The organism is Pseudomonas fluorescens, assembly GCF_902497855.1.
In the GTDB taxonomy this organism is placed as follows: domain Bacteria; phylum Pseudomonadota; class Gammaproteobacteria; order Pseudomonadales; family Pseudomonadaceae; genus Aquipseudomonas; species Aquipseudomonas fluorescens_BI.
Map to the genome: position 1 here is coordinate 557,722 of NZ_CABVHU010000002.1, position 10,792 is coordinate 568,513.

Annotated in this window: 10 protein-coding genes and 1 pseudogene; 9 read left to right on the forward strand and 2 right to left on the reverse strand. The window is 58.7% G+C overall.

Annotated features, from left to right (window positions below):
• Positions 1-16: 16 nt before the first annotated feature.
• Genes mrcB through F8N96_RS07475 form a run of 3 tightly spaced genes read left to right on the forward strand, consistent with a single transcriptional unit; the run spans position 17 to position 3,427 of the window.
• Positions 17-2,341, forward strand: a complete 2,325-nt coding sequence (mrcB, locus tag F8N96_RS07465; RefSeq protein ID WP_150797260.1) for a penicillin-binding protein 1B — start codon at positions 17-19, stop codon at positions 2,339-2,341.
• Between the two features lie 16 nt (positions 2,342-2,357).
• Positions 2,358-3,092, forward strand: coding sequence for a tetratricopeptide repeat protein (locus F8N96_RS07470; RefSeq protein ID WP_150797261.1), 735 nt, complete (start codon positions 2,358-2,360; stop codon positions 3,090-3,092).
• Positions 3,092-3,427 (forward strand): YqcC family protein, encoded by a 336-nt coding sequence (locus F8N96_RS07475; RefSeq protein ID WP_150797262.1) that lies wholly within the window; start codon positions 3,092-3,094, stop codon positions 3,425-3,427. Before F8N96_RS07470 ends, F8N96_RS07475 begins: the two co-directional genes overlap by 1 nt.
• A gap of 121 nt (positions 3,428-3,548) precedes the next feature.
• Here F8N96_RS07475 and F8N96_RS07480 read toward each other — a convergent pair whose 3' ends face one another.
• A complete protein-coding gene (locus F8N96_RS07480; RefSeq protein ID WP_150797263.1) occupies positions 3,549-3,971 on the reverse strand; it encodes a DUF4124 domain-containing protein in 423 nt (140 codons plus the stop codon).
• A 399-nt stretch (positions 3,972-4,370) separates the two neighbouring features.
• Between F8N96_RS07480 and F8N96_RS07485 the strand changes: the two genes are divergently transcribed.
• The 6 genes from F8N96_RS07485 (at position 4,371) to msrQ (ending at position 10,345) form a co-directional block, all read left to right on the forward strand.
• Positions 4,371-6,095 (forward strand): acetolactate synthase 3 large subunit, encoded by a 1,725-nt coding sequence (locus F8N96_RS07485; protein ID WP_150797264.1) that lies wholly within the window; start codon positions 4,371-4,373, stop codon positions 6,093-6,095.
• Positions 6,096-6,097: 2 nt separating this feature from the next.
• Positions 6,098-6,589 carry an acetolactate synthase small subunit gene (gene ilvN, locus F8N96_RS07490; protein ID WP_003176102.1) on the forward strand — a complete coding sequence of 164 codons (492 nt, stop codon included), beginning with the start codon at positions 6,098-6,100 and terminating at the stop codon, positions 6,587-6,589.
• A 48-nt stretch (positions 6,590-6,637) separates the two neighbouring features.
• Positions 6,638-7,654 (forward strand): ketol-acid reductoisomerase, encoded by a 1,017-nt coding sequence (gene ilvC, locus F8N96_RS07495; protein ID WP_122540428.1) that lies wholly within the window; start codon positions 6,638-6,640, stop codon positions 7,652-7,654.
• Between the two features lie 144 nt (positions 7,655-7,798).
• Positions 7,799-8,653 (forward strand): CDP-diacylglycerol--serine O-phosphatidyltransferase, encoded by an 855-nt coding sequence (gene pssA, locus F8N96_RS07500; protein ID WP_150797265.1) that lies wholly within the window; start codon positions 7,799-7,801, stop codon positions 8,651-8,653.
• Between the two features lie 58 nt (positions 8,654-8,711).
• Positions 8,712-9,725, forward strand: a complete 1,014-nt coding sequence (gene msrP / locus F8N96_RS07505) for a protein-methionine-sulfoxide reductase catalytic subunit MsrP (RefSeq protein ID WP_150797266.1) — start codon at positions 8,712-8,714, stop codon at positions 9,723-9,725.
• The gene (gene msrQ, locus F8N96_RS07510; protein WP_150797267.1) at positions 9,725-10,345 is read left to right on the forward strand and encodes a protein-methionine-sulfoxide reductase heme-binding subunit MsrQ; all 621 of its coding nucleotides are present in this window, start codon (positions 9,725-9,727) and stop codon (positions 10,343-10,345) included. The genes msrP and msrQ overlap by 1 nt, the downstream gene beginning before the upstream one ends.
• 143 nt (positions 10,346-10,488) lie before the next feature.
• On the opposite strand, the pseudogene F8N96_RS35320 reads toward msrQ, so the two are convergent.
• Positions 10,489-10,792: pseudogene (locus tag F8N96_RS35320) on the reverse strand (hypothetical protein); the annotation flags it as partial.

Consider the following 10,792-nt stretch of genomic DNA (forward strand, 5'->3'; position numbering starts at 1 on the left):
CGTATAATCCGCCGCCATGACTCGTACTCGATCCCCCCGCACCCCCAAAAAACCACCTTCCAGAGGCCTGAGCCCCTGGCTGGGCTGGGCCCTTAAACTCAGTCTGGTCGGCCTCGTGGTGCTCGCCGGATTCGCGGTTTACCTCGACGCCGTGGTCCAGGAGAAGTTTTCCGGCAAGCGCTGGACCATCCCGGCCAAGGTGTACGCGCGCCCGCTCGAGCTGTTCGTCGGACAAAAGCTCAGCAAGGCTGACTTTCTGACCGAGCTCGATGCCCTGGGCTATCGTCGCGAAGCCGTGAGCAACGGCCCCGGCGCGGCAGCGGTCAACGGCAACACCGTCGACTTGAATACCCGTGGCTTCCAGTTCTATGAAGGAATGGAAAGCGCCCAGCCCGTGCGTGTGCGTTTCTCCGGCGACTATGTGGCTGAGCTCTCGGGGGCCAAGGGCACGAAAGTTTCCGTGGTGCGGCTGGAGCCGCTGCTGATCGGCGGGATTTACCCGAAGAATCTCGAAGACCGCATTCTGATCAAGATCGATCAGGTGCCGCCGTATCTGCTGGAAACCCTGGTGGCCGTGGAAGACCGGGATTTTTATAGCCATTGGGGCGTGTCGCCCAAGTCGATTGCCCGGGCCGTCTGGGTCAACACCTCTGGCGGCAAAATGACCCAGGGCGGGAGTACCCTGACGCAACAGCTGGTGAAGAATTTCTACCTGACCAGCGAACGCAGCCTGACCCGCAAGCTCACCGAAGCCATGATGGCGATGTTGCTGGAGCTGCATTACGACAAACGGGAAATTCTTGAGGCTTACCTCAATGAAGTGTTCGTCGGTCAGGATGGCCAGCGCGCAGTGCACGGTTTCGGTCTGGCCAGCCAGTTCTTCTTCGGGCAGCCGTTGTCCGAACTGAAACTGCATCAAGTCGCAATGCTGGTGGCCATGGTCAAGGGGCCGTCTTATTACAACCCGCGCCGCAACCCGGAGCGGGCGCTGGAACGACGCAACCTGGTGCTCGATGTCCTTGAGCAACAGGGTGTCGCCAGCGCCGAGCAAGTCGCGGCAGCGAAAAAAATGCCCCTAGGCGTGACGACTCGCGGCAAGTTGGCCGACAGCTCGTTCCCCGGTTTCCTCGACCTGGTCAAGCGTCAGCTGCGCCAGGACTATCGCGACGAAGACTTGACCGAAGAAGGCCTGCGGATTTTCACCAGTTTCGATCCGATCCTGCAGATGAAAGCCGAGGCCTCGGTCAATGACACCTTCAAGCGCCTGTCCGGGCGCAAGGGCTCGGATGAAGTCGAAGCGGCCATGGTCGTGACCAACCCGGAAACCGGTGAGGTCCAGGCCATGATCGGCAGTCGTCAGGCGGGTTTTGCCGGTTTCAACCGGGCGCTGGATGCCGTGCGACCGATCGGTTCGTTGATCAAGCCGGCGGTTTACCTGACAGCCCTCGAGAAACCGAGCCAGTACACCTTGACCAGTTGGTTGTCGGACGATTCGTTCTCGGTCAAAGGTGCGGATGGTCAGGTCTGGAAACCGCAGAACTATGATCGCCGTTCCCATGGCACCGTTTTCCTTTATCAAGGCCTGGCGCACTCCTACAACCTGTCGACCGCACGTCTCGGTCTGGCGGTGGGCGTACCCAATGTACTCAAGACGCTGGCACGCCTGGGTGTGAGTCGCGAGTTCCCGGCGTTCCCCTCGATGTTGCTGGGCGCCGGTGGCCTGACGCCAATCGAAGTGGCGACCATGTACCAGACCCTGGCCAACGGCGGCTTCAATACGCCGATGCGCGGGATTCGCAGCGTGCTGACGGCCGAAGGCGAGCCGCTCAAGCGTTACCCGTTCCAGATTCAGCAGAGCTTCGATCCGGCGTCCATTTATCTGGTCCAGAATGCAATGCAGCGGGTCATGCGTGAAGGCACCGGCAGTTCGGTCTATAACGTGTTGCCCAAGACCCTGACGCTGGCCGGCAAGACCGGTACCAGTAACGATTCGCGAGACAGCTGGTTCGCCGGTTTCAGTCAGGACTTGCTGGCCGTGGTCTGGTTGGGGCGTGATGACAACGGCAAGACGCCCTTCACCGGTGCCACCGGTGCGTTGCAGGTCTGGACCAGTTTCATGCGCAAGGCCGATCCGCTGCCGCTGGACATGCCGCAGCCGGACAACATCGTACAGGCGTGGGTCGATTCGCGTACGGGACAAGGTTCTGATGCGAACTGCCCAGGCGCGGTGCAGATGCCGTATATTCGCGGCAGTGAGCCACCTCCCGGTGCACCCTGCGGTGGCGACAGCCCTGTTTCCGGCGAAACGGTGATGGATTGGGTCAAGGGCTGGATGAATTAAGCAAAGAGGGTTTCAAGTGAACAAGTGGTTGATTCCAGCGGTTACCGCCGTGGCTTTGCTCAGCGGTTGCTCCACCGTACAGCGCGGGTCGATTCCGGTGGTGGATTCCGGCAGCGCCGTTTCCAATAGCGAACGGATCCAGGCGAATGGCGGTTACCGCCAAACGACGGTCCAGCGTCCCGCGCAAAACCAGACCCAGGCGATTCCACAGGGCGACACCGGTGTGGTTGTGATGGTGCCGGGTGGCGGTGCAGTGACCTCGGCACCGATCAGCACCGCGCCGATCACGCCGGGGCCGATTACGCCCGGTCCGGTTTACACGGCACCGGTTCAGTCCGCGCCGATCAACCAGGGCAGCTACAGCATGCCGTCGACGCCAAGCGGGATCCCGTCGACCAGCTCAGGCGGCCTGTCCGCCGACGAGCAGCTGGACGGCCCTGTTCTGGCGTTGCTGACCACCGCTCAGCAGCAACAGGCAGGCGGCGATCTCAATGGGGCGTCCTCCAGTCTCGAGCGCGCCCAACGTGTCGCGCCCCGTGAGCCACAGGTGCTTTATCGCCTGGCTCAGGTGCGCATGGCCCAGGGCGATGCAGCGCAAGCCGAGCAATTCGCCCGACGTGGCCTGACCATGGCCAATGGCCGTCCGGCACTTCAGGCCAGCTTGTGGGAATTGATCGCCCAGGCGCGGGAGAAGCAGGGCGATTCCGCCGGTGCGGCATTGGCCCGTCAAAAGGCCAAGGTTGCCTCGTGATGGATGCACGTTTTCCGAAGATTGCCGAGCAGTTGCTGCTGATCGAGCGTGAACTGCGGGTTCAGGGGTGGTGGGACGATGTCCCGCCGTCCGTTGAAGCGCTGTCCAGTGTCGAGCCGTTCTCGGTCGATGCGCTGGATTTCGAGCAGTGGCTGCAATGGATCTTCCTGCCGCGAATGAAGACCATCCTCGAACAGGACCTGCCATTGCCCAATGCATCGGGGATTCAGGAGATGGCCGAAATGGTCTTCGCCGCCCGCAATGTCCAGGGCAGGGATCGGCAATTGCAGGTCTTGCTCAAAGAGTTCGACCTGCTGATCACCGCCTCCCGCTGACGCTGGGCCCCTGTAGGAGCTGGCTTGCCAGCGAAGAGGCCATCACATTCAACATCTATGTTGACTGTTACGCCGCCTTCGCTGGCAAGCCAGCTCCTACAGGGTTGGTAGGTGCCGGTGATTATTGGCAGTTCTGCTCAATCTGTTTCTGTGCCTCGGTAATGCGCTCCTGACGTGTCTCATCGGTCAGGCGGCGCATTTCACCGTCAATCTCTTCCCGTAGTCGTGGATTGTTCTGCAGTTGAGCAAGGTTGGTCCGCGCCTGCTCGCAGAACACTTTCAGTTGTGCCTGCTGCTCGGCGACCTGCTTTTTCACAGTCTTGTCGATGGCCTGCTGATCGCCGATCACATCGCTCTGCGGCAGTGTGGACGGCTTGCCGGCAGGTACGTTGGGGGTGACCACGCTGGTGGCTGCCTGGTCCTGGGGCGGCTGCGCACCGAAATGGGTAACACCCTGGGCGTCGACCCATTTGTAGATCTGTCCGGCCATGCATAAAGGGCTCATGCCGAGCAGCAGGCCGATGGCCAGGAAAAACGTTCGCATGCCATTTCCTTGTCTTGGGTTGCGCAATTGAAGCTAACACAGTGGCTGTTTAGCGGTTTTTTCTTGCTTTCTCATGGACTTGGTTCAATAAAGCACATAGACGACTTGACTTGCAGAGGACGAAACAGAAGAATCCAAAGTCCGCTGTAGAGGGACTGCCAGAAGCAGACCCACTCGGCAGATCATGAGGCGCACATCCGCGCCGACCTGTTACACCCGCAACGCGTTACCTCGCGCTGGGTGGGAAAGCCCCGCAACACTTGGGACGATCCCAATACTTGCTCAGTCAGTGCTGACGTAGTCGGCGACCACCGTCGCTCATGCTCTGCCGAGAAGTAAACCTATTAAGACCCGTCCTCTGTGAGTGGACGGTATTCTGGCGTTTTAGAGGTGAACAACGTGGAGCTTTTATCTGGCGGTGAGATGCTCGTCCGCTTTTTGCGTGACGAAGGCGTCAAGTACATCTACGGGTACCCGGGTGGTGCTCTTCTTCATGTCTACGATGCCCTGTTCAAAGAACCGGAAGTGACCCACATCCTGGTTCGTCACGAGCAGGCTGCGACCCATATGGCCGACGGTTATGCCCGTGCCACCGGTAAAGCCGGCGTGGTACTGGTAACCTCGGGTCCGGGCGCAACCAACGCCATCACCGGTATTGCCACGGCCTACATGGACTCCATTCCGATGGTGGTCATTTCCGGCCAGGTGCCTAGCACCATGGTAGGTACCGATGCGTTCCAGGAAACCGACATGATCGGTATCTCCCGGCCGATCGTGAAGCACAGCTTCATGATCAAGCACGCTTCGGAAATCCCGGAAGTCATGAAGAAAGCGTTCTACCTGGCGCAATCCGGTCGTCCTGGTCCGGTCGTTGTCGATATTCCGAAAGACATGACCAACCCGGCCGAGAAGTTCGAATACATCTTCCCGAAGAAAGCCAAGCTGCGTTCCTACAGCCCGGCCGTTCGCGGTCACTCCGGACAAATCCGCAAGGCAGCCGAAATGCTCCTGGCGGCCAAGCGTCCTGTGATGTACGCAGGCGGCGGCGTGATCCTCGGTGGTGGCTCCGCGCCGCTGACCGAATTGGCGAAGCTGCTCAACCTGCCCGTGACCAATACCCTGATGGGCCTGGGTGCCTACCCTGGCACCGACCGTCAGTTTATCGGCATGCTTGGGATGCATGGCAGCTACACGGCTAACCTGGCGATGCACCATGCCGACGTGATCCTTGCGGTCGGCGCGCGGTTTGACGACCGCGTGATCAATGGCGCGTCTAAGTTCTGCCCGAATGCCAAGATCATTCACATCGACATCGACCCGGCTTCGATTTCCAAGACCATCAAGGCGGACGTGCCTATCGTCGGTCCGGTGGAGAGCGTCCTGACCGAAATGGTCGCGATCCTCAAGGAAATCGGCGAGACCCCGAACAAGGAGTCCGTTGCCAGCTGGTGGAAGCAGGTCGATGAATGGCGCGGTGATCGCGGCCTGTTCCCTTACGACAAGGGCGACGGCAGCGTCATCAAGCCGCAGACCGTGATCGAAACCCTGTGCGAAGTGACCAAGGGCGATGCCTTTGTTGCCTCCGACGTGGGCCAGCACCAGATGTTCGCCGCGCAATACTACAAGTTCAACAAGCCCAATCGCTGGATCAATTCCGGTGGCCTGGGCACCATGGGCTTCGGTTTCCCGGCGGCCATGGGCATCAAGCTGAGCTTTCCGGATGACGACGTCGCCTGTGTCACGGGCGAGGGCAGCATCCAGATGAACATTCAGGAACTGTCGACCTGCCTGCAATACGGTTTGCCGGTAAAGATCGTCATCCTGAACAATGGCGTGCTGGGTATGGTTCGCCAGTGGCAGGACATGAGTTACGGTAGCCGTCACTCGCACTCCTACATGGAATCGCTGCCTGACTTCGTCAAGCTGGCAGAGGCCTATGGTCACGTCGGCATGCGCATCACCGACTCCAAGGATTTGAAGTCGAAGATGGAAGAGGCATTCGCCATGAAGGATCGCCTGGTGGTGATCGATATTTCGGTCGACACCAGCGAGCACGTCTACCCGATGCAGATCAAAGACGGCTCCATGCGCGATATGTGGCTGAGCAAGACGGAGCGTACTTAATCATGCGGCACATTATTTCCTTGCTTCTGGAAAACGAACCCGGCGCTCTGTCTCGTGTAGTCGGCCTGTTCTCGCAGCGCAACTACAACATCGAAAGCCTGACCGTGGCGCCAACCGAAGACCCGACTTTGTCGCGTCTGACGCTGACCACGGTGGGTCACGATGAAGTGATCGAGCAGATCACCAAGAACCTGAACAAGCTGATTGAAGTGGTCAAACTGGTCGACTTGTCGGAAAGTGCTCACATCGAGCGCGAACTGATGCTGGTCAAGGTCAAGGCCACCGGCGCCCAGCGCGCCGAGATCAAGCGCACCACCGATATTTATCGTGGGCAGATCGTCGATGTCAGCGCTAGCGTGTATACCGTTCAATTGACCGGTACCAGCGACAAGCTCGACAGCTTCATTCAGTCCATTGGCACCGCCTCGATTCTGGAAACCGTCCGCAGCGGCGTAACCGGCATTGCCCGCGGCGACAAAGTACTCAGCATCTAAACCAAATTAGCGAATGGCCTGAACGGCCTGGATATATAGGGGAATTTCATGAAAGTTTATTACGAAAAAGACTGCGACCTGTCGATCATCCAGGGCAAGAAAGTTGCCATCATCGGTTACGGTTCCCAGGGCCACGCTCAAGCGTGCAACCTGAAAGACTCCGGCGTTGACGTTACCGTTGGCCTGCGTAAAGGTTCGGCCACCGTGGCCAAAGCCGAAGCTCACGGCCTGAAAGTGACTGACGTTGCTTCCGCTGTAGCCGCTGCCGACCTGGTCATGATCCTGACCCCGGACGAGTTCCAGTCCGCGTTGTACAAGAACGAAATCGAGCCGAACATCAAGCAAGGCGCCACCCTGGCCTTCTCCCACGGCTTCGCGATCCACTACAACCAGGTTGTGCCGCGCGCCGACCTCGACGTGATCATGATCGCGCCGAAGGCTCCAGGCCACACCGTACGTTCCGAGTTCGTCAAGGGCGGTGGTATCCCTGACCTGATCGCTATCTACCAGGACGCCTCGGGCAACGCCAAGAACGTTGCTCTGTCCTACGCTGCCGGTGTTGGCGGCGGTCGTACCGGCATCATCGAAACCACCTTCAAGGACGAGACTGAAACCGACCTGTTCGGCGAACAAGCCGTTCTGTGCGGCGGTACCGTCGAGCTGGTCAAAGCCGGTTTCGAAACCCTGGTTGAAGCTGGCTACGCGCCGGAAATGGCCTACTTCGAGTGCCTGCACGAACTGAAGCTGATCGTTGACCTCATGTACGAAGGCGGTATCGCCAACATGAACTACTCGATCTCCAACAACGCCGAATACGGCGAGTACGTGACCGGTCCGGAAGTGATCAACGCCGAATCCCGTCAGGCCATGCGCAACGCCCTGAAACGTATTCAGGACGGCGAATACGCCAAGATGTTCATCAGCGAAGGCGCTACCGGCTATCCTTCGATGACCGCCAAGCGTCGCAACAACGCCGCTCACGGTATCGAAATCATCGGCGAGCAACTGCGCTCCATGATGCCGTGGATCGGTGCCAACAAGATCGTCGACAAAGCCAAAAACTAAGTCGCGCACTTGTACGGAAAACGCGGCCTAGGCCGCGTTTTTTCGTTTGGGAGGCCGGTTCTGGTATAAAGCTGCATCGTTTGCGGCCGAACCCTCGTCCCAGACACCTGTCAAAACTTTCCACACCGTTGCAAGGTAATGTCCATGAGCGAACGTCCCGAAGAGCCAAACCAGGCTTCTGACGCCGAAAGCCTGCTGCCCATCGATGAACATATCGAGGAAGGGCATGACGCTGAAGGCCGTAAAGTCCGGCATCGTGGTATCTATCTTCTGCCGAATCTGTTCACCACTGCGAACCTGTTCGCAGGGTTTTATTCCATCATCAACTCGATGAGCGCCCAGAGCGCCTTGAGTGCCGGTGATGCGATCGGCGCGAGCAAGTATTTTGCCTTTGCCGCGATCGCGATTTTCGTCGCCATGGTGCTCGACGGCCTTGACGGTCGCGTTGCCCGCATGACCAATACCCAGAGCGCCTTCGGTGCCGAGTACGACTCGCTGTCGGACATGGTTGCCTTTGGTGTCGCGCCGGCTTTGCTGGCATTTGGCTGGGCCTTGGGCGACATGGGCAAGGTCGGCTGGATGGTGGCGTTCATCTATGTCGCAGGCGCGGCCTTGCGCCTGGCGCGTTTCAACACCCAGGTCGGCACCGCGGACAAACGCTACTTCATCGGCCTGGCCAGTCCGGCAGCCGCGGGTGTGGTCGCGGGCATCGTCTGGGCGTTCAGCGACTACGGCATCCAGGGTTCCAAGATGTCCTTCCTGGTGGCGCTGATGGTCGCGGCCGCGGGCATGCTGATGGTCAGCAACATCAAGTACAACAGCTTCAAGGAGCTGGACTTGAAGGGGCGGGTGCCGTTCGTGGCGATCCTCGCCGTGGTCCTGGTGTTTGCCGTCGTGTTCAGTGATCCGCCGCGCATTCTGCTGCTGGTTTTCCTCGCTTATGCAGCTTCCGGTCCGGTGCAATATCTGTTACGACTTCGTCGGCACAAGAACCTGTAATTTCCCCCATACTCCGCAGTCTATTGGTGCATAGGTCCTCCAATGCTGCGGAGTTGTCATGCTGATCAAAGTCCCCAAGGCGTCTGACTGTCATGAGTCGGACGTCACGCCCGAACCCTTCTATCTCTCTCGACGCAATGTGCTAGGTGCCGCCGTCGCCGGTCTGGCTGTGAGCAGTCTGCCACGGTGGGCGAGCGCCGCCGATGCTGCGCGGTATCCAAACGTGGAGCCTGGCAAGGCGCCCTCCTGGTTTGCCGAAAAGCTTCCTGCTACGAAGTGGGGGGCGGTCAACGTCAAGGATGAAGCGGTCACGCCCTTCAAGGATGCAACCCACTACAACAATTTCTACGAGTTTGGCGCCGATAAAGGTGATCCGGCGGCGAACGCCGGGGCGTTGAAGACCGAACCCTGGAGTGTGGTGGTGGACGGTGAAGTGGGTAAGCCGGGGCGGTATGCGCTGGAGGACTTCATGAAGCCCTATCAGCTGGAAGAGCGCATTTATCGACTTCGCTGTGTGGAGGCCTGGTCGATGGTCATCCCGTGGATCGGTTTTCCCATCTCGGCGTTGCTCAAGGAAGTCGAGCCGACCTCCAGGGCCAAGTTCATTCGTTTCGAAACCCTGCAGGACCCCAAGACCATGCCGGGGCAGCGCTCGGGTTTTGCCTTGATCGACTGGCCCTATGTAGAAGGGCTGCGACTGGACGAGGCAATGAATCCCCTGGCCATTCTTGCAGTGGGCATGTATGGGCGTGAGTTGCCTAACCAGAACGGCGCACCGCTGCGTCTGGTTGTACCGTGGAAGTACGGCTTCAAGAGCATCAAATCCATCGTGCGGATCAGTCTGGTCAGCGAGCAGCCAAAAACTACCTGGCAGAGCATTGCCTCGGATGAATATGGCTTCTATGCGAACGTCAATCCCACCGTCGATCACCCGCGCTGGACCCAGGCCCGTGAAAGGCGGTTGCCCAGTGGCCTGTTCAAGCCCAACGTGCGTGACACGCAGATGTTCAACGGCTACTCGGATGAAGTCGCTTCTCTATATACAGGGCTCGATCTGCGGAAGAACTACTGATGCGATATCCGTTCTGGCGAATCGGGGTCTTCATCGCTGCCGCGGTGTGGCCACTGCTTTGGTTGTATCAGGCCTGGGAGGATGTGCTGGGGCCTGATCCGGGCAAAGTGCTGGTTGACCGCCTGGGCTTGGGGACGTTGATACTGCTGCTGATTACCTTGAGCATGACGCCGCTGCAGAAGCTCACCGGTTGGGCGGGGTGGATTGCTGTTCGGCGACAACTGGGATTGTGGTGTTTCGCCTACGTGGTGTTGCATCTGAGTGGTTATACGGCGTTCATCCTCGGCTTCGACTGGTCGCAGCTGGGTGTGGAGTTGCGCAAGCGGCCGTACATTATTGTCGGGGCGTTGGGCTTTCTCTGTTTGCTGGCGTTGGCGGTGACCTCCAATCGATACAGTCAGCGGCGTTTGGGCGCGCGTTGGAAGAAACTGCATCGACTGGTGTATGTGATTCTCGGGCTTGGTTTGTTGCATATGCTATGGATCGTGCGTGCCGACCTGAAGGAGTGGGCGATCTATGCCTCTGTAGGTGCATTGCTGGTAGTGCTGCGGTTACCCCCGGTAGCCCGACGAATCCCACGGTTAATCGCTAAAAAGACACCTTCTGCACGAAAGGCGTAATTAAAGGTTGACGGCAGATTCTGGAAGTCTATAATTCGCCCCACTTCCGGCGCAGTCGAAACGGAAAACTCCTTGGTAAACAAAGAGTTACGCAGTTTTCGGCAGCGAGTTGCTTCAGTTCATCGAAGCCCAGAAGGAGTTGATCAGGCAGTGTGTTGTCGCCTTATCAACGGTTCGATCTTCTCGGTCGAAAGCGGAGAAAAAGAGGTGTTGACAGCAGCGACTAACGCTGTAGAATTCGCCTCCCGCTGACGAGAGATCGGAAGCGCCAAGTGGTTGAAGTTGTTGAGGATTTCCAAGCGAAACTTTGAAAACTTCTGAAAATAACCGCTTGACAGCAGCAGAGGAAAGCGTAGAATGCGCGCCTCGGTTGAGACGAAAGATCTTAACCAACCGCTCTTTAACAACTGAATCAAGCAATTCGTGTGGGTGCTTGTGGAGTCAGAC